Below are 24,944 nucleotides of genomic sequence, written 5' to 3'. Positions count from 1 at the left end.
GAGCCTTCGTCGCCCGACCCCCTAAGTCGGATATTTATTGACAGATACGCATATGGCCTTTAGTGGGCGTCATCTGAGGATCGAGCACTCGCACCATACGATTTTTCCTCCCGAGTGTAATGATTCATATCCCCAGTTCTTCGAGAGGGCCTGGACGAGAAGCAGTCCGCGGCCGTTCTCGTCGTCGTCCGAAGCGGTTCGCCGGTGCGGCGGATCGTCAGATCTGTCCCACACCTCGATGAGCAGGGTCTCGGCGAAAGCCGAAAGACAGAGGTAGATCGACGGCTCCTTAATCCGCCGGCCGGTGCGAACGGGGCAGGTCACGGCCCCCGTCGCCGTCACCGCGTTCGTTACAAGTTCGCTGACCAGGAGTTCGGCGGTGTCGATCAGCACGTCGAGTCGCCAACTGCGAAGGGCCGATCGCGTGTAGGCGCGAGCCTGGCCGGCGGCGGTCGGGAGGGCGGCGATGAGCATGCGGCCCGACCGCGGTGAAGATTGCATCTCTTGCGCCTTCCTTGCGGTGCGCGATTCACCTCCCACATCTACCTGGAGCGACGTACTCTCGAAGGAAAGACGGCGTTACCGTGAGCGTGCGCGCCCGGTCTGTGAAGCGGTTGTGAGGGAGCTGTGAGGTTCAATGACGGCCGTACCTGGCTGGAGTACTTCGCCGCTGAGTTACGGTCATGGCGTGAGTACCGAAAGATGAGCCAGTTGCAGTTGGCGAAGGCGATCAATTATTCGGAGTCCGCCGTCGGGATGGTGGAGACCGCGCGACGCAAACCGAAAGTGGATTTCGTCAAGCGGTGCGACGACGCCCTCGGAACCGGCGGGGCCCTGCGGCGACTGCTGAAGGAGCTCGTCGAGCGGGAGCTGATCCCGGACTGGCTCGATCGATGGCGGATCGTCGAAGAGCAGGCGACGGCCCTGAACTCCTTCGAAGCGCTCCTCATCCCGGGCCTGCTGCAGACGCCGGACTACGCGCGCGCGGTGTTCGAGAAGAGCGGCCAGCCCGCCTCGCAGGACATCGAGGCGCAGGTGCGGACCCGGATCGAGCGGCAGCAGATCCTGGAACGTGACGATTCGCCGATGTTCGTGGCGGTGGTGGACGAGGGGGTCCTCCACCGGGCCGTCGGCGGACCGAAGGTCATGCGGGAGCAACTCCTGCACCTGGTCGAGCTGTGCGAGTCGCGCTCGGACATCGTCGTCCAGGTGATCCCGAAGGACGTCGGCGCGTACGCCGGCCTGGCCGGGCCCTTCGCCATCGCGACCATGGACGGCGACGAGTTCGTCTACCTCGACACCGCGCTCTACGGCCAGTTGGCGGAGAGCGCGCATGACCTGGCGATCGTGAAACGGATGTGGGAGACGCTTCGCGCCGAGGCGCTCCCGCGTCAAGCATCCATCAACCTCATCAGGAAAGTGGCCGAACAATGGGAATGAGCTGGCGCGAGTCGACACGGAGCAGCGGCAACGGCGGAGCGTACGTCGAGGTCACGACCTGGCGCAAGTCCGCCCGCAGCAGCGGGAACGGCGGCAACTGCGTCGAGGTGGCGTGCGTGGCCGCGCCGGGAACCGGCGACCGTAGGAGCTGAGGTCGCGGCGGGACGGGTGGCCGCCCCGCCGCTCCACGTCAAAGGCCGACGGATCCACCATCGCGGACATCCCACCGACTCCCTGCGCGGAACGTGACCGATCGATAACGTCACGTGGTCGGGTCATTTCTGGCGCGCGCGGAGGAGGTGTGCATGGCGGGCGTCCTGCTGCGCAGGTCGGTCGGTCAGGTGCTCCTTCTCGCCGTCGCGGTCAGCCTCGCCTATCTCCTCGCCGCGACGGCCCTCGATCCGCGGGCGGAGTTGGAGGCGCGGACTCCGCGACCGCCGCGCGCCGCCGTCGAGGCACGGCTCGCACGATTGAACGCCGACGGCCGAACGCCCCTGCCCATGCGCTACCTCACGTGGGCGTCCGGTGTCGTACGGGGGGACTTCGGCGTCGCCGTGGACGACACCCCGGTGGCGGAGGAGATGGGCCGGCGAGTCGGCGTGAGCCTGCGTCTGCTGCTGGCCGGCGTGCTGCTGGGCAACGTCCTCGGGGCCGGGCTCGCTCTCGTCGGCGCGATGGGCCGGCGAGTGCTCCTCGACCGCCTCATCGCGGTCGGCGGATTCACCGTGCTCGCCGTCCCCGTGGCCGTCCTGGCCGTCGTCGCCGAGGCCGCGGCACAGTGGCTCAACTCCCGGACCGGAACGAGGATCTTCGCCTGGACGGGGGAGTACACCCCCGGCCGACGGGGCGGATCCCTGGGCGGGGTCACCGAGCGGGGTCGGCACCTCATCCTCCCGACTCTGACCATCGCCCTCGGCCGGGCGGCGGTCCTCACTCGTTACCTCGGCGGCACCCTGCGGGACACCGCCGGTGCCGCGTTCGTACGGGCGGCGGTCGCCAAGGGGCTGACCCGTCGCCGGGCGCTGACCGGGCACGCGCTGCGCGTCGCCGTGATCCCGGTGGTCCCGCTGTCGGCGTACGGGTGCGCGGCCCTCCTCGCCGGCGCGGCCTGCACCGAGAAGGTCTTCGCCTGGCACGGCATGGGCGAGTGGCTGATCGACTCGGTCCACCGCGGCGACGTCAACGCGGTCGCCGCGTACTGCTGCTTCGCCGCCGCCGTGGTCGTCGGCGCCGGTCTGCTGTCCGACCTCGCCGTCGCGGCCCTCGACCCGCGGACCCGCATGTGAGACACGGACGGCGGCTGACGGGCCTGACGCTGCTCGCCCTGCTCGGCGCGGCCGCGTACGCCGGTCCGTACCTCACCCGGTGGAGCTGGACCGGCGTCGACGTGACCGCGTTCGGCGAGCCGCCGTCGGTGACGCACTGGCTCGGCACGACGCCGGCCGGCCGCGACGTGTACGCGGTCACGCTGCGCGCCCTGCGCCGGTCCCTCGTGATCGGCCTGCTGGTGGCGTCCGGGGCCACGAGCCTGGCGGCCGTCACCGGCGCCATGGCGGGGTACCTCGGTGGATGGCCGGACCGACTGCTGCTGTGGGGCACCGACCTGTTCCTGATCTTCCCGCCGTTCCTGATCGCCGCGGTGGCGTCGCCGGTCGTCGCGGGCACGGCCGGGACCGCCCTCCTGCTCACCGGCCTGCTGTGGCCGGTCACGGCACGAGCGGTCCGGGCCGCGACCCGCTCCCTGCGCGAGGAGGGGTACGTCCTGGCGGCACGTCAGCTGGGCGCCCCCGCCTGGATGATCGTCCGTCGGCATCTCCTGCCGAATCTGGTGTCGCTGCTGCTCGCCGACGCGACCCTGAACACCGGCGCCGCCATCGTCGCGGAGTCCGGCCTGTCCTACTTCGGATTCGGCGTCCGCCCACCGGACGTCTCCCTCGGCACGCTCCTCGCCGACGGAGCCCCCTCAGCGACGGTCTTCCCCTGGCTGTTCCTGCCTCCGGTGGGCCTGCTGATCCTCGTCCTGCTCGCCGTCGACCTGGCCGGCGCCGGCCTGCTGGGTCCCCCCTCGCTCCGGGAGCGCGGATGACCCTCATGCGGGTGGCGCTGAGCGCCGCCGTCCTGATCACCCTCGTCGGCTGCGGCGGCACCCGTCCCGGCGGGCCGTCCGTGCTCGCCCCGTACGACATCGGGCCGGTGCCGCGCGACGCGGTCCGGGACGGTGGCACCCTGCGGCTGGCGGCCGGAGAGTTCCGCACCCAGTGGAACTACTGGCACCTCGGCGGGCCGAACCTCGACGCGGTCACGGTGCTGCGCGCGACGCTGCCGTGGCTGTTCCGCGCCGACGCCACCGGCACGGTGCACCCGAACCCGGACTACCTCGCCCGCGTCAGAGTCGCCCGTACGAGGCCGCGCCAGGTCGTCGTCTACGACATCGCCCCGAAGGCACGCTGGTCCGACGGCACGCCGATCGGCTACCGCGACTTCCAGGCCCTGTGGCGGGCGACCCGCGGCAGGAACCCGGCCTTCTCGATCGCCACGTCCACCGGGTACGACCGGATCCGCAGCGTCGAGCGCGGCGCCGGGGACCGGCAGGTCGTGGTCACCTTCGCCCGGCCGTTCGGCGAGTGGCCCGAGCTGTTCAGCCCGCTCTATCCGGCCGAGACGATCGGTACGCCGGAGCGCTGGGACCACGCGTGGCTGAACCGGCTCCCGGTCACCGCGGGCCCGTTCCGGCTGGAACACGTCGACCGGACCGCGCAGACGATCTCGCTCGTCCGGGATCCCGCCTGGTGGGGGAGCCGCGCAAAGCTCGACCGGATCGTCTTCCGGTACCTCGCCCGCGACGCCATGCCCGGCGCCCTGCTCGGCGGCGAGATCGACGGTTTCGACGCCGGACCGGACGCCGCCGCGTACGCCCGTCTCAAGGGAACCGCCGGCGTGTCGGTGCGCCGGGCGGCCGGCCCGGACTTCACCCAGCTCACCTTCAACGGCGCCGGACCGATCCTGTCCGATCCGGACGTGCGCCGGGCGGTCGCGATGGCCATCGACCGTCCCACCGTCGCCCGGTCGGCGCTGCACGGACTTCCGGGACGGCCCGAGGTCATGGACGACCACGTGTACGTGAACACCCAGCGCGGCTACCAGGACAACGCCGGACGGGCGGGAGCGTACGACCCCGCCGAGGCCCGGCGGCTGCTGGACCGTGCGGGCTGGGCGCCGGCCGGGGAGTCGCGCCGGAAGAACGGCCGGTCGCTCACCCTGCGCTTCGTCTTCCCGGAGAGCGCGACGACGAGCCGGCAGAGCGGCGAGCTGATCCAGGCGATGCTGCGCCCGGTGGGTGTGCGGCTGCTGCTCCATCCGGTGCCCGACGGGGACTTCTTCGACCGGTACCTCCTGCCCGGCGCCTTCGACATCGCCCCGTTCACCTGGCACGGCACGCCGTACCCCATCTCGAACCTGGAGTCGGTGTACGCCCGGCCGCGCGGCGGCGTCGTCCAGCAGAACCTCGCCCGCATCGGCTCCGCTGGGTTGGACCGGATACTGGCTCAGGCCGTCGGTGAGCTTGATCCCGTCCGCGCCCGGCGCGCGGCGAACGCGGCAGACCGCATGATCTGGGACGAGATGCACTCACTTCCGCTGTACCAGCGCCCCCAGATCGTCCCGGTTCGGAGTTCTCTCGCCAACTGGGGCGCCTTCGGCCTCAGCGACCCTGTCTGGTCCGACATCGGCTTCCGTAGATAGCCGAACCGTGTGATCCCTTGCGATTACTGCGTTCTATCAGCAGCATCCGCCAGTGATCACGAGTACTCGTCTGGCAGCGCGACATCAAGAACCGAGATGCGGCACCAGCCGAGAGGTGGTGAGCGCCGATTCGGCCGCAGTGCTGCGTCGCCGATTTCCGGGCCTGGTGTTCTGGTTCGGCCGGTGGACCGGGGTGTGGTGGGCGCTCGTGAACACGTCAGGCGGATGGCGGCTGGTCGAGGCCGCGGATCCTGAGGAGCTGACCAGGGCGGTCATCAACGCGTACTCATGGCCCTGGCCCTCGCCTCGTCAGGGGACGCGATGGACCCTCGGCGCCGGAACGCGTCGGTTCGCGCACAGCAGACCGTAGCCGGACTCGACGGCGCGGACCTCGGGGGCGTGCGGAAGGCTCGGCGAGCGCGATCAGAGAACGGGAGAAAAGGGGACGGATCGCCGCCCGCCGCCGTCCTTTGCCGACCATTGGTGGTCTGAGGGGACGTGGGAGCGCGGCGGGCGCGGGGGCGCCGCGCTCTGCGACCTCGCGATCGAGGGCGGGCGCACGGCTCGGGAGAAGCGGACCAGGAACGGGTAGGACGAGCAAAGGCGCTGGACACCGGGCAGCGTCGCGAGACGCTCGTCGCGTGCGGCCGGTGGACGAACGGTGGGGGCGCAGGCCCCCACCGCCGGTGGGGTCACGGCGCGGGGGCGCCGTGACGGTTGGACACAGACCGCTGGGCGCGGCCTTTGAGCCAGGCGATCCAGGCTGCGACGAACATGATCGTCACCATGCCGAGGGCCGCGGAGGCGGTTGGGAGCCGCCGGTAGACGGCCATGTCCCCGAGCAGAGCCAACAGGGGGATGGTGGCGCCGAGCAGTCCGAAACTGCCCAGCGACAGGGACCTGCGGGCCACCGCGTACAGCATCCTCGGAAGGGTGCCGAACAGGAAGGCGCCCACGATCATCATTGCGGCCACCCGCCAATGCAGGAACGACCCGAAAGCGCCGCCGGTGAACGCCGCGCAGGCGCTCAGGATCACCGCGCCGAGGAAGGTCGCCCAGGCGAACGCCTTGAGCCCCACCCGGTCGGCCTGCTTCTGTGTCAGAGCACCGCTTGACAACAGTCGCCCGACCAACACCGCGTGGAGCATGTTGATGGCGCCGGAAGCGAGAGCGTAACCGGCTCCGGCCAGGTCCACGTCCCCGGTCTGGGGACCGGTGATGAGCGCGACCCCGGCCAGTGTCACCAGCGGGACCAGGATCGCGGTCCAGCGATGGCGTTCGCGCCAGGCCTCGATGCCGTACAGGGCCAGTGGAACCGCCATGCTCAAAGTGCTCATGACACCCACCGACACCGTCACCAGCGAGACGGTCCGCATCGCTTTCGTGGTGCCGATGGTCACCCCGGTGAGGATGATGTTGATGACCATCGCCTGGGTGAGAGGCGACCTGCTCGGTGCGGCGGTCGACCGTCCACGACGGAACACGAGGTCCGCCGCACGATCGCGGTAGGCCATGAGCATCAACAGGAATGCTCCGGCCACCGTTTCCACCGCCGCCCCCGGTAACGGGCGCGAAACGGTGAGTGTCACTTCCTTGGTGAAACCGCCCCCCAGCAACCCAAGCGCGTTGTTGCAGATGCCGGCGGCGAAACCGCGTCCTGGCTTTTCGCGGAATCCGGCGGTCTTGTTCGGAACTTGCATCTGGACCTTCTCGTCCACGCAAGCGGGATGTCTCGAAGGTCCGGGCAGCCGCCCCGGCCGTCGGCGTCCCGCCCGCGTTCATGGCGTGACTCCGGCAGAGCCGGGGTTGGATCTGGTTTGTTCGGCTGTATCGGCGATCTTATTGAGTCGGCCGTTGTCTGTCTGCTCCTGCGCGAGGGGCGCTCACCGAACTCACGGATCACCACCCGCTCTCGTCCTTGCCGAGCCTTCGCCGGTTGAGGGGAGACGGGTGGTGCGGCGGCCGTGGGCCCGGCGGGGGAGGCACCGGGCCCGTGACCGCTGTCAGCCGCAGCGGTAGAGGGAGGACTCGGTGCTCTGCGCGGAGCCGCCGTACTCCGTGGCCTTGACGGCGGTGCAGTTCTTGGTGACCCACGAGGTCACCTCGGAGTTACCGCCGCCGGGACCGCCGCGTCCGCCGAAACCGCCGCCGGTCAGCACGTAGTGCAGCTTGCCGGCCTTGACCAGTTCCTGGAGCTTCTGCGCCGTCATGGCGCGGTCACTGCCGCCGAAGCCGAACATGGAGATCACCGGCTTGCCGGTCTGCAGGATGATCGAGGCCGCGCTCTGCGAGTTGCTGACCGCGACGAGCCAGGTGGCGCCGCCCTGGTTCTTCTCCAGGTACGAGATCATCTGTGAGTTCGCCTCCCCGCCCATGCCCGGGCCGCCGCCCTGGCCCGGGCCACTCTGGCCGCCCGGCACCCGGCCGCCGGGAGCGTCGCCGCGTGCTCCGCCGCCGGGGAACCCACCGCCGGGGAAGCCTCCGTTCTCCGCCATCCGCTCCCGGATGGCGGCGGGCAGTTGTCCGCCGCCCGGCATTCCGCCGCGCATGCGCCCAGGGAAGCCCATGCCGCCGGAGTTCGGGCCGGCCGTCGGGTTGCTGCCGTTCGCGTGGCTGCCGGCGGCGGAGATCGCGAAGGCCGCCGGCCCGGCGAGCCCGGCCACCAGGCCGATGACGGACGCCAGGACACCGAACCGGGCGAGGGCGCCGGGGCCCAGGCGCGTGGCGAGCAGGCCGACCACCGCGACCACGGTGAGGCCCGCGATCACCCAGGCCAGCCACGGGTTCCAGTCCGGCGTACGCCCCAGGAGGACGAAGGCCCAGGCGCCGGTCGCCGCGACGCCCAGGGGCAGGATCCAGGGCCAGGCCCCGCCGCGCCGGCGGGCGCGGGTGAGCTCGACGGCGCCGATGCCGGTCAGGGCGGCGATCGCCGGGGCCATGGCCGTCGTGTAGTAGGGGTGCATGATGCCGCTCGCGAAGCTGAACACCATGAAGTGCAGGGCCAGCCAGCCGCCCCACATCACCAGCGCCGCCCGCGCCAGGTCGGTGCGCGGCCGCCTCCAGTAGAGGACCAGCCCGGCCACCACCACGAGCGCGGCCAGCGGCAGCAGCCAGGAGATCTGGCCGCCGAGGATGTCGTTGAACATCCGCCCGATGCCGGACTGGCCGGAGAACATGCCGCCTCCGCCGCCTCCAGGGCCGCCGCGGCCGCCGCCGCTCGGCATCTTCCCGCCACCCGGCCCGCCGCCCTCATTGCCGGTGATCCGGCCGATGCCGTTGTAGCCGATGACGAGGTCCCAGGCGGTGCCGTCCGTGCTACCGCCGATGTAGGGCCGCTTGCTGGCGGGGATCAGGTCGACGATCACCAGCCACCAGAAGCTCGACACCGCGAGGACGACTCCGGCGGCCAGCAGGTGCCCGATCCGGCGGAGCAGGCCGCCGTGGGCGAACAGCAGGTAGACGAGTGCCAGCGCGGGCAGCAGGATGTACGCCTGCAGCATCTTGGTGTTGAACCCGCAGCCGACGAAGAACGCCGAGGCGAGCAGCCAGCGCAGCCGCCCGGACTCCAGCGCACGCTGGCACGCCCACGCGGCCAGGGCCAGCAGCAGCACGAGCAACGTGTCGGGGTTGTTGTCCCGGTTGATCGCCACGGTGATCGGCGTGAGCGTCATGACCAGCGCGGCGATGACGCCCGCGACCGGCCCGAAGGCCCGCCGGACGGTCGCGTACACGACGGCGATCGCCGCGACGCCCATGACGACCTCGGGCAGCAGCAGGCTCCACGTGCCGAATCCCATGATCCGGCCGAAGATCTCCTGGACCCACAGGGCCATCGGCGGCTTGTCCACCGTGATGAAGGACGCCGCGTCCAGAGAGCCGAAGAAGAACGCCTTCCAGCTCTGGGTGCCGCTCTTGACGGCGGCGGAGTAGAAATCGTTCGCGTAACCGCCCTCGGACAGGCCCCAGCCGTACAGCGCGGTGGCCAGCGCGAGGACGGCCCACAACGCGGGGCGGGCCCAGCGCGGGTCCCCGGCGGGACCGAGCGCCAGACGTCTCAGCCGGCTCTCGGGCGGCGCCTGCCAGGCGTCGATGGGTTCGGACAGTTGGGTGGTCACCGGGACTGCTCCTGAAGGACGGGCTCCGATCCCTGGGCGGCGCGGCGCGGGTGGAAGACCCAGGCGCGCAGCAGGACGAAGCGTACGACGGCGGCGAACAGGTTGAGGGCGAACAGCGCGCCCACCTCGACGAGGCGAGGCGCGTCCGGGGAGGCGGCGTTCAGCGCGGCCAGTCCGGCGGTGCTGATGGTCAGGCCGACGAGGAAGGCGACGCCGCCCTCCAACTGGTGCCGTACGGCGCGCCGGCGGCCCCGTACCCCGAAGGTGAACCGGCGGTTCGCCGCGGTGTTGGCGATCGCGGCCAGGAAGTACGACACGACGTTCGCGGCGACCACCGGCATGAGGAGCCGCAGCAGCGCGTACAGCGCGAGCTGGGCGACGGTGCTGATGACGCCGATCACCGCGAAGCTCGGCAACTGGCGGCGCATCCCCGTCGGCAGTTGTGCCTCCCGCGTTCGGGTGGGGACCGGCACGTTGAACGCGCCGGACAGGACCCGGCGGGCGACTCGCGCCATGCCGCGCAGGTCGTCCACCGCCGTGTGGACGACGTCGACGCGGCTGTCGGGGTCGTCGACCCAGTCCACGGGCACCTCGTGGATGCGCAGGCCGTTCCGCTCCGCGAGCAGCAGGAGTTCGGTGTCGAAGAACCATGCCTCGTCCTCGACGGCGGGCAGCAGGGCCCGCACGATCTCGGTACGGCCCGCCTTGAACCCGCACTGCGCGTCGGAGAAACGCGCGGCGAGCGTCGTCCGCAGCAGCAGGTTGTAGGTGCGGGAGATGAACTCCCGCTTCGGCCCGCGGACGACGGCGGAGCCGCGCGACAGGCGGGTGCCGATCGCCAGGTCGCTGTGCCCGGAGACCAGCGGCGCGATCAACGGAAGGAACGCGTCCAGGTCGGTGGACAGGTCCACGTCCATGTAGGCGACCACGTCGGCGGAACTGGTGCTCCACACGTGCCGGAGGGCCCGGCCGCGTCCCTTGCGGTCCAGGTGCACGGCGTCCACCTCGGGGATCTCCAGCGCCAGCCGCTGGGCGACGTCCCAGGTGCCGTCGGTGCTCGCGTTGTCGGCGATCGTGATGACGAAGCGGTACGGGAAGGTCGCGCGGAGGTAGGTGTGCAGCCGACGCACGCTGGCCGCGAGCACGTGCTGTTCGTTGTAGACGGGAATGGCGACCTCGACGAGCGGGTCGCGGGGGTCTTCGTCGGTGAGTCCCAGAGGACGCCCCATGAGGCTGAGCCGGGAACGTACGGCAGCGCCGTGCGCCGGCCCGGACCCCGGGGGCTCCACGGAGGTCGTCAGCTCGGTCATGGAGACAAAGCTCGCCACTCATCGTGGGAGCCGCCTTAGTCGTCTGTTAAGGGGGGATGAGAAACCGGCTCTCATCCGTCTCTCATGGTTCGCAAACGCCGGGCTGAGCATCGGACGGCACCCTGGAATCAGGACGAAAGGGGGCGGACATGACGCCGTCCGGGAACGCGGATGTAACAGTCCAGACGGGCGAAACGGACGCGACGGTGCGGGCGGGGCGCCCGGACCGGGGAGACGACGTCTCCGTGTTCCGGGTGCTCGTCGCCGGCCCGGGAGTCGACGCGGCGCTGCTGGCCGAGCTGACGCCCGAGGAGATCGAGGTCTCGACCGTCGTCGCCGACCCGGACTGCGTCGTCCTCGGGCACCCCGACGGCGAGCGGGTGCGCCGGGTGGCCGTCGGCCATCCGCGCGCGTTGCTGCTGGTCGTCGCCCCGCTAGCCCCGGCCACCAGCGTCTTCGCCGCCGGTGCCGCCGCCTGCCTCGCCGACGCCGACCCGCGGCTCGTCGCGGCTCAGCTCCGGGCGCTGTGGCGACGTCGCGGACCCCGGCAGGCGGAGCCACGCCAGGGTCCCGCCGCCCTCCGCGGGCCCCAGCCGGACCTCGCCCCCCGCCTCCGCGACGGCGCGGGCGACGATCGCCAGGCCCAGCCCTGACCCGGGCAGTCCGCGGGCGGACGGGGAGCGCCAGAAGCGGTCGAAGACGTACGGCAGGTCCTCGGCCGGGATGCCCGGCCCCTGGTCGCGTACGGTCAGCTCGCCGCCGTTCAGCCGTACGGCGACGGTGCCGTCCGGCGGGCTGAACTTCACGGCGTTGTCGAGGAGGTTCACCACCGCCCGTTCGAGGGAGGCGGCGTGCCCGCGGACGTACCAGGGAGAGACGTCCGCCTCGATGCGCAGGCCGGGGCCGCGCAGCCGCGCCCGCCGTACGGCGTTGTCGACGGCATCGTGCAGGGCGACCTCCTCCACGACACGGGCGTCGGCGGCGGATTCGGCCCGGGACAGGTCGAGCAGGTCGCCGACGAGGTGGGTGAGCTCGACCAGCTGTGCCTTGACGTTGCCGAGGAGCTTCTGCTTGTCCGCGGTGGGCAGCGGTCGGCCGGTCGTCTCGCTGCGCAGCATCAGGTCGACGGTGGTGCGCAGGCTGGTCAGCGGCGTGCGCAGCTCGTGCCCGGCGTCGACGATGAGCTGCTGCTGGCGTTCGCGCGCGCTGGCGAGCGCGCGGGTCATGCTGTTGAACGACCGGCTCAGCCGCGCGATCTCGTCGTGGCCGTCGGCCGGGATCGTGGTGGCCAGGTCCTCGGTGCGGGCGATGTGCTCGACGGCGGCGGTGAGCCGGTCGACGGGGCGCAGCCCGGCGCGGGCGATGAGCAGGCCGGCGGTCGCGGCGCCGACGACCCCGACGGCGGAGACGATGACCAGGACCACGGCGAGGCTGTCGAGCTTCTCGTTGATCGGGTCGAGGGGCTTGGCGATCGACACCGCGACCCCGCTGCTCGGGTCGCGGTGGGTGAAGATCCGCATCGGGGTGCCGCTCTGGGTACGGCCGTCGCGGCGGACCAGGTTGCGCAGGCCCTTCGCGACGTCCACGTCACTGGTCGTCGACACGAGCGGGTCGGTGGTGTCCTGCGGGTTGCAGGAGGTGCCGTCCGCCCGTACCACCTGCATGGTGGGCAGGAAGTCCCGGATCCGGTCGTTGCCGTTCCGGGCCGGCTGCCCGCAGATCTCGGTGACGGGGTCGATGTCCCGACGCGGCAGGCCGCCCTGGCCGCCGCCCGGCGGCCCGCCGCCGAAGCCGGACCTGGGACTGGACAGGGACTGGTCGAGCTGCTCGACGAGCTGGCTGCGGACGATGAACCAGCAGCCGATGGCGCAGGCCGCGACCGCCACGGCCACGGCGAGGCTCGTCAGCACGGCCAGCCGCGCCCGCAGCGACAACCGGGAGATCATGCTTCGCGCAGGACGTACCCGACACCGCGCACAGTGTGGATGAGCCGGGGCTCGCCCATCTTGCGCCGCAGGTACATCACGTAGACGTCGAGGGAGTTGGAGGCGGGCTCGAAGTCGAAGCCCCAGACCGTCTCGAGGATCTGCTCGCGGGTGAGCACCTGACGCGGGTGCGACAGGAACATCTCCAGCAGGGTGTACTCCGTACGGGTCAGGCCGAGGGCGCGGCCGTCCCGGGTGACCTCCCGCGTCAGCGTGTTCATCCGCACGCCGGCGTACTCCAGGACGTCGCCGGGCTCCTCCGCCGGCCGGGTGGTGAGCGCGCTGCGCCGCAGCAGCGCGCGGACCCGGGCCAGCAGCTCGTCCAGTTCGAACGGCTTGACGAGGTAGTCGTCGGCCCCGGCGTCCAGACCGGTGACCCGGTCGCCGATGGTGTCCCGTGCCGTGAGCATGAGGACCGGTACGGTCTCCCCGCGGCCGCGTAGCCGACGGCAGGTGGTCAGGCCGTCGAGGCGGGGCATGAGGATGTCGAGCAGGATCAGGTCGGGCTTGACGGCGTCGAGTCGCTCCAGGGCGTCCAGCCCGTCCACGGCGGTCTCGACCTCGTAGTCCTCGAACGCGAGGCTGCTGGCGAGCGACTCTCGGACGGCGGGTTCGTCGTCCACGACCAGGATGCGCACGATCCGACGGTACCGGCGCTCGGACCTGCGCGAACCGGGGCGACGGTCAGCGGGCGCTTTTTTCATGTAACTTTCAGCCCGTTCAAAGCTCCGGAGCGATCCGCCGGCCGAGACACGCCGGGCGCTGGTCGCCGGAGGCGCGGCGATCAGCGCCGGGTCGGGGTCACCAGGCGTACGCCTCGGGTGCGGGCTTGGCGCCGTTGGGGGCGGGCGGCGGGAAGAGCTCGTCCAGCGTGGCGAGGGTGTCGTCGTCGAGCGTGATCCGCAGGGCGCGCAGGGAACCGTCGAGTTGGTCGGCCGTTCGCGGGCCGATGATCGGTCCGGTGACGCCGTCCTGGGCGAGCAGCCAGGCGAGGCCGACGTGGGCCGGGTCCTCGCCGAGGTCGGCGCACAGTTTCTCGTACGCCTCGACGGAGTCCCGGTGCTCGACGAACGCGGCGGCCCAGATCCCCGAGCCGCTGCGGACGGCGCCTCCCTCACGCTGCTTGCGCAGGACGCCGCTGAGCACTCCGCCGTGCAGCGGCGAGTACGGGATCACGCCCAGCCCGTACGCCCGCGCGGCGGGCAGCACCTCCAGCTCGACCCAGCGCGACATCAGGTTGTAGATCGACTGTTCGCTGACCAGCCCGAGGAAGTGGCGGGATCGCGCGGCCTCCTGCGCCTGCGCGATGTGCCAGCCGGCGAAGTTGGACGAGCCGAAATAGAGGACCTTCCCCTGCTGGCGCAGGACGCTGAAGGCCTCCCAGATCTCGTCCCACGGCGTGTCCCGGTCGATGTGGTGCATCTGGTACATGTCGATGTGGTCGGTCCGCAGGCGCTTGAGCGAGGCGTCGACCGCGCGCCGGATGTGCAGCGCGGACAGCCCGTTCTCGTTGGGGCCGTCTCCTTGCGGGAGGTAGACCTTGGTGGCGAGGACGGTCTGATCGCGCCGGCCGCCGCCCTGGGCGAACCACCGCCCGATGATCTCCTCGGTACCGCCCTCGCTGTAGGAGTTCGCGGTATCGAAGAAGTTGATGCCGTGCTCGTGCGCCCGGTCCATGATCGCGTGGCTGTCCTCTTCGGACGTTCGGGATCCGAAGTTCATGGTGCCGAGGACGAGCCGGGACACCGAGAGGCCGCTGCGGCCGAGGCGGGTGTACTCCACGTGTTCCAACCTTTCGGGGAGGCGTCACTAGTCGCATCAACAAGGACGCGATGAAGCTACAACTTGCAACTTTGATGATGCAAGTACAGCGTGAACCGTGACGCTGTCGTATGCTTTCTCCATGAAGACGCAGCGGCAGTCGACATCCGCCGGCGCTCGGCCGCTACGCGCGGACGCCGAGCGGACGATGACGGCGATCCTGGAGGCCGCCGAGCGCACCCTCAGCCGCGATCCCGGGGCCACGATGGAGCAGATCGCCGAGGCCGCCGGCGTCGCCCGCACCACCGTGCACCGGCGCTTCGCCACCCGTGAGGCGCTCATCGACGCCCTGGCCGTGTGGGCCACCCGGCGTTTCGCCACGGCGGTGGAGGCCGCGCACCCGGACACGGCTCCGCCGCTGGTCGCCCTCTACCAGACGACCGCGAACGTCCTCGGCGTCAAGGCCGGCTGGGGATTCGCGACGAGCCAGGCGTCCTCGGCCGATCCGGAGGTGGCGCGGCTCCACGGCGAGGTGCGGGAGACGTGCGAGCGGTTGTTCCGCCGGGCCCGGGAGGCGGGCGTCATGCGCGCTGACGTCGATATCCCGTGGATCCGCCGCGTCTACTACGCCCTCATCCACCAGGCCGCGCAGAACCCGGACGGGAAGGACCCCGACGCCCTCGCCACGCTCGTCGTGGACACCCTGCTGCGCGGCGCGGGCACCCCACACCCCGACCGCCTGTGACGAGCGGTGAGCGCCGTCAGGACCCGGCGGCCGGCGGGAACTCCACCTTCACGGCCTGCCGGTCGGTGACGAAGCGCGGGTTCCAGACGTACAGCCCGAGGTCGTTCCGCTGGACGCCCTTGTCGACGCCCATGTCGGTGGCGACCCTGACCAGATAGCTCGCGCCCGCGGGGATGAACTGGTCGCCGTCCTGGGACGGGGGCGCCGGGAACCCCAGTGTGTCGACGACCTGCGTCGTGTCGGGCAGCGTGCACATGTCCGTCGGAGCGCCGGGCTGGGGCATGCACCGGCCCGTGCTCGCGACGCTCGCCGGCAGGACCGAGCGCTTGACGAACAGGTCGGCCGGGAAGTCGAGCAGGGCGGGCCGGGTGCCGGTGTTGGTGATCACGTAGTCGACGTAGGCGAGCGTCGCTCCGTCCGGCGGCGGTGTCCTGGTCCCGGCGAGCGGCTTGTCGGCGGTGCCGGAGTCCACCGCGGCGATCGAGTAGGTGTAGCCGTCCGGCGTGGTGAGGTCGAGCTTCGGGCCGGGCTTGAGCTGGGCCAGGGTCCGGCCGCGTGAGGTCCCCGCCGCGGCGGCGTCGGTCCTGGCCGCCGCCACGGTGCCCGGATCGTGCTGGGCGTGGTTCTCGTGCGACCGGACGGCGAAGATCAATCCGGCCACGGCGGCCACTCCGACGACGCCGGTGACACCGCTCGCGATGCCGAGACGGGCGGCGTTCCCGGCCTTCTTCCGTCGATGTGAGCGGTGGCTCGCTGGCATTGATCATCCCGGTTCGGTGCCTGTACGCGAGCGAGACTCGGCCTCGCGTCGATCGTTTGCAGGCGACAAAAGATAGCAAAGCAGGTCGGAAGCGAGAATTACCGCGACGATGACCGTTCGTCAGGGCACCATCCACGACAGAATGACGCCGGCCTGCAAAAGGACCAGCACGCACATCCCGGCCAGAAAGATCAGACTCCAAATGATCACTTGGCGGAAGATGTCGCCCTCCCGGCCGTCCAGTCCGACCGCCGCCGCGGCGATCGCCAGGTTCTGCGGGGAGACCATTTTGCCCAGCACGCCGCCGGAGCTGTTGGCGGCCGCCAGGAGCACCGGAGACAGGTCGGCCCGGCCCGCGGCGGCCACCTGCAGGGCGCCGAACAGGGAGTTCGAGGAGGTGTCGGAGCCGGTCACCGCGGTCCCGAGCCAGCCGAGGACGGGGGACAGGAACGCGAAGAATCCCCCGGCGCCCGCCATCCAGGTGCCCAAGGTGATCGTTTGTCCCGAGGCGTTCATCACGAACGCCAGCGCCAGGACGAGCATGACGGTGAGAATCGCCCACCGCAGCCGCACCAGGGTGTCGCGATAGGCGCGCAGCGCGCCGCGGACCGATATCCGCAAAATGATCATGGTGAGCAGTCCGGCGGCCAGCATCTGGGTGCCCGGAGACGTCAGGTAGTTCAGCGTGAAGGTCGGCAGGGAAAGCGTTCCACCCGCCGCGCTCTTCAGGTGCAGACCGGGCCACCGCACCGTCTGAGTCGCCTCGCCGAGGGCGTTCTTGACCGCCGTGATCTGGCAGACGACGAACACCACGATGATCGTCGCGTACGGCAGGTAGGCCCGCAGGACCTCCCGGTGGTCGTCCGGGCGGGCCACCCGCTCCGCGAACTCCGGCGTCGGCTCGTCCGCCGCGCCGCCCGCCACGACCGCCCGGCCGCTCGCCCGCGACCGCGGCCGTACCATCGCGACCACCGCCGCCACGGACACCAGCGAGGCCACCACGTCCGCCAGCGGAACCGACACGAAGTTCGACGTGGCGTACTGGGCGATCGCGAACGCCACCCCGCAGACCAGCGCGACCGGCCAGGTCTGCCGCAGGCCCCGGCGCCCGTCGACGATGCTCACCAGCACGAGCGGCACGAACAGCGCGAGGATCGGTGTCTGCCGCCCGACCATCGCGCCGAGCGTGTCACTCGACTGCGACGTCACCTTCCCGAGCGTGAGGATCGGGGTGGCCATCGCCCCGAAGGCGACCGGCGCGGTGTTCGCGGTCAGCGCCAGCACCGCCGCCTTCAGCGGCCGGAACCCCAGCGCGATCAGCATCACCGAGGTGACCGCCACCGGCGTGCCGAACCCCGCGAGGGCCTCCAGCAGCGCGCCGAAGGAGAACGCGATGATGATCGCCTGGATCCGCTGGTCGTCGCTGACCCGCGCGAAAGACCGCCGCAGCACGTCGAAGTGCCCGGTCTGCACGGTCATCGTGTAGACCCAGATCGCGTTGATCACGATCCACAGGATCGGGAAGAACCCGAACGCCGCCCCTTCGGTCCCGGCCAGGACCGCCTGGCCGACCGGCATGCCGTACGTCCAGACCGCCACGAGCAGCGCGACGGCGAGGGCTGTCAGAGAGGCGGTCCACGCCCGCATCCGTACGACGCCGAGCAGCACGAACAGCGTCAGCAGCGGCAGCGCGGCGACCAGCGAACTCCAGGCGAGGGAATGCGCGACGGGATCCAGCACTTGGCGGAACACGCTCACCTCCGGGAGAGAAACGACTCCTTGCCGATCCCCCGAATGGACGCGTCCAGGACCTCCGCCGTGTGGGCCACCGGGAGCTCCTGCCCCTGGCGGCGCAGCGCGGTGGTGATCTGCAGGGTGCAGCCGGGATTCGCCGCGACGAGCAGGTCCGCGCCGGTGGCCGCGACGTTCCGCGCCTTGCGGTCACCGAGTTCGCCCGCCGCCTCCGGCTGCAGCAGGTTGTAGACGCCGGCGGATCCGCAGCAGATCTCCGGGTCGGCGACCTCCCGGATCTCCAGGCCGGGGATGCCGCCGAGCAGCCGCCGGGGCTGCGCGCGGACCCCTTGCGCGTGCCCGAGGTGGCACGCGTCGTGGTAGGCGACCGTCAGCTCGAGCGGGTGCCGGGTGGCGCGCGGCCCCAGCTCGGCCAGGAACTCCGCGAGGTCGCGGGTCCGGGCGGACAGCGCCGCCGCCCGCTCGGCCCACTCCGGGTCGTCGGCCAGCACCGCGCCGTAGTCCTTCATCGCCGACCCGCACCCGGCCGCGTTGACCACGACGACGTCCACGTCCGCGAACGCCTCGATCGTCGCGCGGGCGAACGCCTTCGCCTCCTCGGCCCGCCCGCTGTGCAGCGAGAGCGCACCGCAGCAGCCCTGGCCCTTCGGGACGACGACGTCGCAGCCCTCCATGGCCAGGACGCGGGCCGTGGCGGCGTTCACGCCGGGGAAGAACTCCCGCTGCACGCATCCGGTGAGCATCCCGACGACGGCGCGGCGCGCACCGCGGGCGGCGACGCGCTCCGGCAGGCGCACGTGCCGGGCGGGCGGCGGCGCCAGGCGTTCCATCGCCGCCAGGGTGGGGGAGACCCGCTCCAGGAGCGGCCCGAGGTCGAGCGGCAGCCGACGGTACGCGCGCAGCGGCCCGCGCAGCGCCCGCAGCCGACGCGGGTACGGGAAGACCGCGAAGATCAGCTCGCGCAGCAGCCGTTCCCCGCGCGACCGCGGCCGGTCGTCCTCGACCCGCGCCCGCGTCAGCTCGATGAGCCGGTCGTAGCGGACCCCGGACGGGCAGGCGGTCACGCACGCCATGCAGCCGAGGCAGCGGTCGACGTGCTCGACGGTCGACGCGGTCAGCGGACCGCCGCGCTCCAACTGGTCCATGAGATGGATGCGGCCGCGCGGGGAGTCCATCTCCTCGCCCCACAGGACGTACGTCGGGCAGGTCGGCAGGCAGAACCCGCAGTGCACACAGTCGTCGAGCAGCCTCCGGAACTCCTCCATCAGACACCTCCGGCGAAGCGGCCCGGCGCCAGCCGGTGCTCGGGGTCGAACTGGTCCTTGACCCGCCGCATCAGCGACAAGGCGGGAATCGGGCCCCACCGGTCGAGTCGTGCGCCCGCCGGTGCCGTGAGCGCGACGGCCGTGCCGTGGCGGCGCAGCCGCCGCAGGGCGTCGTCCGCGCCGTCGGCGGGCAGCGCGACGTGCCACACGCCGCGCCCCGCCGACCCGCGGATCCGCGCCGCGCCCTCGAGCTCGGTGAGCAGGTCCGCGAGGGCGGTGGGCCGGGCCCGTATCTCGGCCAGGACCTCACCGTCGGGGAGCCGGCCCCACCAATCCGGCGGGTTCTCACCGATCCGGCCGCCGATCAGGCTCCGCGCCGCCTCCGCCCGGGGCGGAACGCCGTCCGGCACGCCCTCGAACAGCGCCGCCACGGTGATCGGACCGGGGCCGTCCACCTCGATCGCGGCCGGTACCAGCGCCGAGTGCAGGAGGGCCTGGGCCATGTCGAGGGCCTGCGCGGCGTCGGCGGCCGTGGCCGAGACGTACGCCGCCGCGCGCGGCACCGGATGCAGCCGGAACGCCGCCTCGACGATCAGGCCCAGCGTCCCGTACGACCCGGTGAACAGCTTGCCGAGGTCGTATCCGGCGACGTTCTTCACGACCTTGCCGCCCGCGTGCGCGACGACCCCGTCGGCGCGGACGACCGTGATGCCGATCAGCAGGTCGCGCGCCGAGCCGTACAGCAGCCGGCGCGGCCCGGCGGTCCCGGTCGCCAGGACCCCGCCCACGGTGCCGCCCGGCGGCAACGGGTCGAGGGCGAGCTGCTGCCGCGCGCCCGCGAGCACCGCGCGCAGGTCGTCCAGGGCCAGCCCCGCCTCGGTCTTGACGACGAGGTCCCCGGCCGCGTGCTCGACGATCCGGCCGAGGCGGCGGGTGTCCACGAGCAGGTCGCAGCCGTCCGGCGGCGCGCCCCAGTGCGTCTTGGTGCCCGCGCCGCGCGGCACGACCGTGAGCCCGTGTCCGGCGGCGGCCCGCATCAGGTCGGCCGCCTCCGCGACCGTCGCGGGCGCGGCGACGTACGACGGCGTCAGTCCCTGTACGGCGTCGCCCGCCTCGCCCGGGCGGACCTCGCACGCCTTCGCGAGGTCGTCGAGGGCGGTCATCGAAGAACCGCCGGCAGTGCGTCCGCCATCAGCACAGGCGCCATCAGAACAGGTCCGCCTTTCCGCTCTCCACCAGCGGATGCACGCCCTTGCGCCGTCCGGGGACCTCGCCGCAGAGCCGGGGCGTGGGGTACACCTTGCCCGGGTTGCAGAGTCCGGCCGGGTCGAACGCGCACCGCACCATCTGCATCGTGTCCAGGTCCTCGGCGGTGAACATCCGGGGCATGTGCTTGGCCTTGTCGATGCCGACGCCGTGCTCGCCGGTGATCGACCCGCCGTGCTCGATGCACAGGTCGATGATCCGCCCGGAGACCTCCTCGGCGCGCTCGCCCGCGCCCGTCTCCGAACCGTCGAACAGCACCAGGGGGTGGAGGTTGCCGTCGCCGGCGTGGAAGACGTTCGCGACGCGCACGCCGCGCTCCCGCGAGATCGCGTCGATGCGCGCGAGGACCTGGGGCAGCATCGTCCGGGGGATGACGCCGTCCTGCACGATGTAGTCCGGGCTGATCCGCCCGACCGCGGCGAACGCCGACTTGCGGCCCCGCCAGATCAGCGCGCGCTCGGTGTCGTCGGCGGCGACCCGGAGCTCGAACGCCTCCGCGCACAGCTCCTTCACCCGCTCGAACTGCGCGTCCACCTCCGACGCGGGACCGTCCAGCTCGACGATCAGCACGGCGCCCGCGCCGGGCGGGTAGCCGCAGCTCACCGCGGCCTCCGCCGCCTCGATGGACAGGGCGTCCATCATCTCGATCGCGGCGGGCACCACCCCGTCGGCGATGATGGCCGACACGGCCGCGCCGGCCCGCTCCATCGAGTCGAACCCGGCCAGCAGCGTGCGCACGGTCTCCGGCAGGCGCGTGAGCCGTACGGTGACCTTGGTCGTGATGCCGAGCGTGCCCTCCGAGCCGACGAACGCGCCCAGCAGGTCGTAGCCGGGCCCCTCGGTCAGCTCGACGATCTCCCCGTCCGGCGTGACGACCTCGCAGGCCAGGACGTGGTTCACGGTGAAGCCGTACTTCAGGCAGTGCGCGCCGCCGGAGTTCTCCGCGACGTTGCCGCCGATCGAGCAGACCTGCTGGCTCGACGGGTCGGGCGCGAAGTAGTAGCCGTACGGCCGCGCCGCACGCGTGACGTCGAGGTTGATGACGCCGGGCTCGACGACGGCGCGCTGGTTGGCGGCGTCGACCTCCAGGACGCGGCGCATCCTGGAGGTCACGATCAGCACGCCGTCCGTACGGGGGAGGGCGCCGCCGGACAGGCCGGTGCCCGACCCGCGCGCGACGTACGGCACGTCCGCGTCCGCGCAGGCGCGGACGATCGCCGCGATCTGCTCGGCGGTGTCCGGCAGCACGACCACCCCGGGCGTGGCGCGGTGATAGGTCAGCCCGTCGCAGTCGTACGTGGCCAGCTCCGCCGGGTCGCTGATGACACTCTCCGCGCCGACGATCTCCCTGAGCCGTTCCGCGAGCGCGTCCAGCAGTGCCATACCAGATATCCTCGCCCTTTTTTCGCTGATCGGCGAGGGTCAGGGCATCCGCTCGTACGCCGGGAGGGTGAGGAAATCGACGTAGTCGTCGGCGAGCGCCACCTCCGTGAAGAGCGACGCCGCGTCGGCGAACCGCTGCTCGTCGAACGCGTCGCCGTACGACTCGCGGATCTTGCCGAGCTCCTCCTCGACGATCCGCTCCACCAGCTCCTTCGTGACCTTGGGGCCGTCGGCGAGGCTCACGTCGTTGTGCAGCCACTGCCAGATCTGGGAGCGGGAGATCTCGGCGGTCGCGGCGTCCTCCATGAGGTTGAAGATGGCGACCGCGCCGTTGCCGCCGAGCCAGGTGGCGATGTACTGCAGGCCGACGCTGATGTTGTTGCGCAGCCCCGCCTCGGTGATCTCGCCCGGCGTCTTGTCCACGGCCAGCAGGTCCGAGGCGGAGACGGAGACCTCCTCGCGGAGCCGGTCGAGCTGGTTCGGCTTCTCGCCGAGGACCCCGTCGAAGATCTCGCGGCAGACCGGCACCAGGTCGGGGTGGGCGACCCAGGAGCCGTCGAAGCCGTCGTTGCTCTCACGGGTCTTGTCCGCCCGCACCTTCTCGAACGCGGCCTTGTTGACCTCCTCGTCGCGGCGCGACGGGATGAACGCGGCCATGCCGCCGATCGCGTGCGCGCCGCGCTTGTGGCACGTGCGCACGAGCAGCTCGGTGTACGCGCGCATGAACGGCGCCGTCATCGTGATCGCGTTGCGCTCCGGCAGCAGGAACTGCCGCCCGCGGGCGCGGAACTTCTTGATGACGGAGAACAGGTAGTCCCAGCGGCCCGCGTTCAGCCCCGCGGAGTGGTCCCGCAGCTCGTACAGGATCTCCTCCATCTCGAAGGCCGCCGGGATGGTCTCGATCAGGACCGTGGCCCGGATCGTGCCGCGCGGGATCTCCAGGAGGTCCTGGGCGAGGTTGAAGACGTCGTTCCAGAGGCGCGCCTCCAGGTGGCTCTCCATCTTCGGCAGGTAGAAGTACGGTCCCTTGCCCTTGGCGAGCTGCCGTCGCGCGCAGTGGAAGAAGTACAGGCCGAAGTCGAACAGCGAGCCGGACATCCGCGTGCCGTCGACGAGGACGTGCTTCTCGTCGAGGTGCCAGCCGCGCGGACGGACGACGATCGTCGCGAGCTCCTCGTCCGGCTTCAGCCGGTAGGACTTGCCGCCGGTCTCGAAGTCGATCGTGCGGTCCAGGGCGTCGCGGAGGTTGAGCTGGCCGCCGACCATGTTGTCCCACAGCGGCGTGTTCGCGTCCTCGAAGTCGGCGAGCCACACCTTGGCGCCGGAGTTCAGGGCGTTGATGGTCATCTTCCGGTCGGTCGGGCCGGTGATCTCCACGCGGCGGTCCTCCAGGCCCGGCGCGGGCTTGGCGACCCGCCAGGCGCCGTCATGGCGGACGGTCGCCGTGTTCGGGAGGAAGTCCAGCGTGCCGCCTCCGGTCAGTTCCTCCTGCCGCTCGGTGCGCTTGCGCAGCAGCTCGTCGCGGCGGCCGCCGAACTCACGCTGCAGGGCGGCGAGGAAGCCGAGCGCCTCGGGCGTGAGGATCTCGTCGTAACGCTCGCGGACCGGGCCGGTCAGCTCCACGCCTTGGGGTTCGGACATCGGCGCCATCCTTTCGCACAGTGAAATTATTCTTCTGCTTAGTGGAAACGATATTAAGATCGCCGCAGCTCGGTCAACGGGGCCGGAGTACTCCTCCCCCCTCGGGGAAGCCCACACTCGGGACGGCGTCGGCCGGTCCGGAATAAGTAGGTGTGCTCCGGGCTCAGGGCATGGGAGCATCGGGGAAGATCCGGCGACGTTCCGGCGTTGACATGGGGGAACATGACGAACTTTCCTTACGAAGAGCCAGAGCAGACCCCGCTGACCGGTGAGCTCGATCTGGAGGACCGGCAGGCGCTGCGGCGTGTGGCCGGCCTGTCCACGGAGCTCAGCGACGTCACCGAGGTCGAATACCGTGCGCTGCGCCTCGAGCGCGTCGTCCTCATCGGGGTCTGGACCGACGGCGACGAGGCCCAGGCCGAGAACTCCCTGCGCGAGCTCGCGCTCCTCGCCGAGACCGCCGGATCCGACGTCCTCGAGGGCATGGTCCAGCGGCGTTCCAAGCCCGACCCGGCGACCTACATCGGGTCCGGCAAGGCGGCGGAGCTGCGCGACGTCGTCATCTCCACCGGCGCCGACACCGTGATCTGCGACGGCGAGCTGACCCCGAGCCAGCTCCGTCAGCTCGAAGAGATCGTCCAGGTCAAGGTGATCGACCGGACGGCCCTCATCCTCGACATCTTCGCCCAGCACGCCAGCAGCCGCGAGGGCAAGGCGCAGGTCGAGCTGGCCCAGCTCGAGTACCTCATGCCCCGCCTCCGCGGCTGGGGTGGCAACCTGTCCCGGCAGGTCGGCGGCCGTGCCGCCGGCGGCGTCGGCATCGGTGGCCGCGGCCCCGGTGAGACGAAGATCGAGCTGGACCGGCGCCGGATCCGGTCCCGCATGGCCCGGCTGCGCCGCCAGATCGACGAGATGGGCAAGGCGCGCGACACGAAGCGGTCCCGGCGTCGCACCCGCCAGGTCCCCTCGGTCGCGATCGCCGGCTACACCAACGCCGGCAAGTCCAGCCTGCTCAACCGCGTGACCGGCGCCGGCGTCCTCGTCGAGGACGCGCTGTTCGCCACCCTGGACCCCACGGTCCGGCGGGCCAGCACGCCGAACGGCCGGGCGTTCACGATCGCCGACACGGTCGGTTTCGTGCGCCACCTGCCGCACCAGCTCGTCGAGGCGTTCCGCTCGACGCTGGAGGAGGTCGCCGACGCGGACCTGATCCTGCACGTCGTCGACGGTTCCGACGCGGCCCCGGAGTCGCAGATCGCCGCGGTCCGCGAGGTGCTGCGCGAGCTCGGCGCGGACGACGTGCCCGAGCTCATCGTGATCAACAAGGCCGACGTGGCCGACGCCCTCTCCCTGGCCCGGCTCCGCCGCCGTGAGCCGCACAGCGTCGTCGTCTCGGCGCGTACGGGCGAGGGCGTGACAGGCCTCCTCGAGGCGATCGAGGAGAGCCTCCCGCGCGGCGACCACGAGGTCCACGCCCTGGTGCCGTACGAGCGCGGCGACCTCGTCGCCCGGGTGCACGACCTCGGTGAGGTGCTCTCCCAGGAGCACACCCCCGACGGCACGGCGCTGCACGCCCGGGTGCCGGCGCGCGTGGCCGGCGAGCTGGAGCCGTACGTCACCGCACACGCCTGAGTGATAAGACCGTACGGCGGGCTCCGAATGCGGATTCCGCCGTACGGCGCTGCCCTGCGTATTCGTCCATTACGCGGTCGGGGGGGGGGGGGTGGGGCGGGGGCGGGGGGGGGGGGGGGGCGAGGTGTGGGGGTGGGAACTCGGGTTA

At 71.5% G+C, this 24,944-nt stretch carries 21 protein-coding genes; 7 read left to right on the top strand and 14 right to left on the bottom strand.

Going from position 1 to position 24,944, the window contains the following annotated elements; translation table 11 throughout:
* Window positions 1-69: 69 nt before the first annotated feature.
* Window positions 70-474: an ATP-binding protein gene (locus tag AB0K82_RS22000; RefSeq protein WP_364399484.1), complete on the bottom strand. Its 405-nt coding sequence runs from the start codon at window positions 472-474 to the stop codon at window positions 70-72.
* A 153-nt stretch (window positions 475-627) separates the two neighbouring features.
* On the opposite strand from AB0K82_RS22000, the gene AB0K82_RS21995 reads away from it, so the two are divergent.
* From AB0K82_RS21995 to AB0K82_RS21975, 5 genes are all read left to right on the top strand, one after another.
* Window positions 628-1,440 carry a helix-turn-helix transcriptional regulator gene (locus tag AB0K82_RS21995; RefSeq protein WP_364399483.1) on the top strand — a complete coding sequence of 271 codons (813 nt, stop codon included), beginning with the start codon at window positions 628-630 and terminating at the stop codon, window positions 1,438-1,440.
* On the top strand, window positions 1,437-1,592 hold the full coding sequence (locus tag AB0K82_RS21990; RefSeq protein WP_364399481.1) for a DUF397 domain-containing protein: 156 nt from the start codon (window positions 1,437-1,439) through the stop codon (window positions 1,590-1,592). The genes AB0K82_RS21995 and AB0K82_RS21990 overlap by 4 nt, the downstream gene beginning before the upstream one ends.
* A 153-nt stretch (window positions 1,593-1,745) precedes the next feature.
* Entirely contained in the window at window positions 1,746-2,726 is a 981-nt protein-coding gene (locus tag AB0K82_RS21985) for an ABC transporter permease (RefSeq protein ID WP_364399480.1), read from the top strand.
* Window positions 2,723-3,526, top strand: a complete 804-nt coding sequence (locus AB0K82_RS21980) for an ABC transporter permease (protein ID WP_364399479.1) — start codon at window positions 2,723-2,725, stop codon at window positions 3,524-3,526. Before AB0K82_RS21985 ends, AB0K82_RS21980 begins: the two co-directional genes overlap by 4 nt.
* On the top strand, window positions 3,523-5,181 hold the full coding sequence (locus tag AB0K82_RS21975; protein ID WP_364399477.1) for an ABC transporter family substrate-binding protein: 1,659 nt from the start codon (window positions 3,523-3,525) through the stop codon (window positions 5,179-5,181). Before AB0K82_RS21980 ends, AB0K82_RS21975 begins: the two co-directional genes overlap by 4 nt.
* 692 nt (window positions 5,182-5,873) lie before the next feature.
* Here the strand turns inward: AB0K82_RS21975 and AB0K82_RS21970 are convergent.
* From AB0K82_RS21970 to AB0K82_RS21940, 7 genes are all read right to left on the bottom strand, one after another.
* Window positions 5,874-6,899 carry a hypothetical protein gene (locus AB0K82_RS21970; RefSeq protein WP_364399475.1) on the bottom strand — a complete coding sequence of 342 codons (1,026 nt, stop codon included), beginning with the start codon at window positions 6,897-6,899 and terminating at the stop codon, window positions 5,874-5,876.
* A 285-nt stretch (window positions 6,900-7,184) separates the two neighbouring features.
* Complete coding sequence (locus AB0K82_RS21965) at window positions 7,185-9,296, bottom strand: glycosyltransferase family 39 protein (protein ID WP_364399473.1); 2,112 nt, start codon at window positions 9,294-9,296, stop codon at window positions 7,185-7,187.
* Window positions 9,293-10,525, bottom strand: a complete 1,233-nt coding sequence (locus AB0K82_RS21960; protein WP_364399648.1) for a bifunctional glycosyltransferase family 2/GtrA family protein — start codon at window positions 10,523-10,525, stop codon at window positions 9,293-9,295. The genes AB0K82_RS21965 and AB0K82_RS21960 overlap by 4 nt, the downstream gene beginning before the upstream one ends.
* A gap of 209 nt (window positions 10,526-10,734) precedes the next feature.
* Window positions 10,735-11,010, bottom strand: a complete 276-nt coding sequence (locus AB0K82_RS21955; RefSeq protein ID WP_364399471.1) for a hypothetical protein — start codon at window positions 11,008-11,010, stop codon at window positions 10,735-10,737.
* 30 nt (window positions 11,011-11,040) lie between these two features.
* Window positions 11,041-12,552 (bottom strand): HAMP domain-containing sensor histidine kinase, encoded by a 1,512-nt coding sequence (locus tag AB0K82_RS21950; RefSeq protein WP_364399470.1) that lies wholly within the window; start codon window positions 12,550-12,552, stop codon window positions 11,041-11,043.
* Entirely contained in the window at window positions 12,549-13,229 is a 681-nt protein-coding gene (locus tag AB0K82_RS21945; protein ID WP_364399468.1) for a response regulator transcription factor, read from the bottom strand. The genes AB0K82_RS21950 and AB0K82_RS21945 overlap by 4 nt, the downstream gene beginning before the upstream one ends.
* Window positions 13,230-13,392: 163 nt before the next feature.
* Complete coding sequence (locus tag AB0K82_RS21940) at window positions 13,393-14,373, bottom strand: aldo/keto reductase (RefSeq protein WP_364399467.1); 981 nt, start codon at window positions 14,371-14,373, stop codon at window positions 13,393-13,395.
* Between the two features lie 121 nt (window positions 14,374-14,494).
* Between AB0K82_RS21940 and AB0K82_RS21935 the strand changes: the two genes are divergently transcribed.
* Window positions 14,495-15,097 (top strand): TetR/AcrR family transcriptional regulator, encoded by a 603-nt coding sequence (locus AB0K82_RS21935; protein ID WP_364399466.1) that lies wholly within the window; start codon window positions 14,495-14,497, stop codon window positions 15,095-15,097.
* A gap of 16 nt (window positions 15,098-15,113) precedes the next feature.
* Here the strand turns inward: AB0K82_RS21935 and AB0K82_RS21930 are convergent, their stop codons facing one another.
* The 6 genes from AB0K82_RS21930 to aceB all read right to left on the bottom strand — a co-directional run bounded on the left by AB0K82_RS21930 (window position 15,114) and on the right by aceB (window position 23,164).
* Window positions 15,114-15,857, bottom strand: coding sequence for a hypothetical protein (locus tag AB0K82_RS21930; RefSeq protein ID WP_364399464.1), 744 nt, complete (start codon window positions 15,855-15,857; stop codon window positions 15,114-15,116).
* Window positions 15,858-15,977: 120 nt separating this feature from the next.
* A complete protein-coding gene (locus tag AB0K82_RS21925; protein ID WP_364399462.1) occupies window positions 15,978-17,609 on the bottom strand; it encodes an L-lactate permease in 1,632 nt (543 codons plus the stop codon).
* A gap of 2 nt (window positions 17,610-17,611) precedes the next feature.
* Window positions 17,612-18,874, bottom strand: a complete 1,263-nt coding sequence (glcF, locus tag AB0K82_RS21920; protein ID WP_364399460.1) for a glycolate oxidase subunit GlcF — start codon at window positions 18,872-18,874, stop codon at window positions 17,612-17,614.
* Entirely contained in the window at window positions 18,874-20,037 is a 1,164-nt protein-coding gene (locus AB0K82_RS21915) for an FAD-binding oxidoreductase (protein WP_364399458.1), read from the bottom strand. The genes glcF and AB0K82_RS21915 overlap by 1 nt, the downstream gene beginning before the upstream one ends.
* Window positions 20,038-20,080: 43 nt before the next feature.
* The gene (locus AB0K82_RS21910) at window positions 20,081-21,523 is read right to left on the bottom strand and encodes an FAD-linked oxidase C-terminal domain-containing protein (protein WP_364399456.1); all 1,443 of its coding nucleotides are present in this window, start codon (window positions 21,521-21,523) and stop codon (window positions 20,081-20,083) included.
* 39 nt (window positions 21,524-21,562) lie between these two features.
* Complete coding sequence (gene aceB / locus AB0K82_RS21905; protein WP_364399454.1) at window positions 21,563-23,164, bottom strand: malate synthase A; 1,602 nt, start codon at window positions 23,162-23,164, stop codon at window positions 21,563-21,565.
* A 222-nt stretch (window positions 23,165-23,386) separates the two neighbouring features.
* Here aceB and hflX point away from each other — a divergent pair, with 222 nt between their 5' ends.
* Complete coding sequence (gene hflX, locus AB0K82_RS21900; RefSeq protein ID WP_364399453.1) at window positions 23,387-24,796, top strand: GTPase HflX; 1,410 nt, start codon at window positions 23,387-23,389, stop codon at window positions 24,794-24,796.
* Window positions 24,797-24,944: the final 148 nt, after the last annotated feature.

Origin of the sequence: Actinoallomurus sp. NPDC052274, assembly GCF_040679475.1 — a bacterium.
In the GTDB taxonomy this organism is placed as follows: domain Bacteria; phylum Actinomycetota; class Actinomycetes; order Streptosporangiales; family Streptosporangiaceae; genus Actinoallomurus; species Actinoallomurus liliacearum.
The sequence above is the reverse complement of the archived record's forward strand: the minus strand, read 5'-3'. Positions and strand labels throughout refer to the sequence as shown.

What these genes read in the sequence shown, in the direction of transcription:
- AB0K82_RS22000 (WP_364399484.1), bottom strand. Translation starts at nt 474, where the DNA reads ATGCTCATCGCCGCCCTCCCGACCGCCGCCGGCCAGGCTCGCGCCTAC.
- AB0K82_RS21990 (WP_364399481.1), top strand. Translation starts at nt 1,437, where the DNA reads ATGAGCTGGCGCGAGTCGACACGGAGCAGCGGCAACGGCGGAGCGTAC.
- AB0K82_RS21985 (WP_364399480.1), top strand. Translation starts at nt 1,746, where the DNA reads ATGGCGGGCGTCCTGCTGCGCAGGTCGGTCGGTCAGGTGCTCCTTCTC.
- AB0K82_RS21975 (WP_364399477.1), top strand. Translation starts at nt 3,523, where the DNA reads ATGACCCTCATGCGGGTGGCGCTGAGCGCCGCCGTCCTGATCACCCTC.
- AB0K82_RS21960 (WP_364399648.1), bottom strand. Translation starts at nt 10,525, where the DNA reads ATGGGGCGTCCTCTGGGACTCACCGACGAAGACCCCCGCGACCCGCTC.
- AB0K82_RS21955 (WP_364399471.1), bottom strand. Translation starts at nt 11,010, where the DNA reads ATGGCCGACGGCCACCCGGCGCACCCGCTCGCCGTCGGGGTGCCCGAG.
- AB0K82_RS21950 (WP_364399470.1), bottom strand. Translation starts at nt 12,552, where the DNA reads ATGATCTCCCGGTTGTCGCTGCGGGCGCGGCTGGCCGTGCTGACGAGC.
- AB0K82_RS21935 (WP_364399466.1), top strand. Translation starts at nt 14,495, where the DNA reads ATGAAGACGCAGCGGCAGTCGACATCCGCCGGCGCTCGGCCGCTACGC.
- AB0K82_RS21930 (WP_364399464.1), bottom strand. Translation starts at nt 15,857, where the DNA reads ATGCCAGCGAGCCACCGCTCACATCGACGGAAGAAGGCCGGGAACGCC.
- glcF (WP_364399460.1), bottom strand. Translation starts at nt 18,874, where the DNA reads ATGGAGGAGTTCCGGAGGCTGCTCGACGACTGTGTGCACTGCGGGTTC.
- AB0K82_RS21915 (WP_364399458.1), bottom strand. Translation starts at nt 20,037, where the DNA reads ATGACCGCCCTCGACGACCTCGCGAAGGCGTGCGAGGTCCGCCCGGGC.
- AB0K82_RS21910 (WP_364399456.1), bottom strand. Translation starts at nt 21,523, where the DNA reads ATGGCACTGCTGGACGCGCTCGCGGAACGGCTCAGGGAGATCGTCGGC.
- aceB (WP_364399454.1), bottom strand. Translation starts at nt 23,164, where the DNA reads ATGTCCGAACCCCAAGGCGTGGAGCTGACCGGCCCGGTCCGCGAGCGT.
- hflX (WP_364399453.1), top strand. Translation starts at nt 23,387, where the DNA reads ATGACGAACTTTCCTTACGAAGAGCCAGAGCAGACCCCGCTGACCGGT.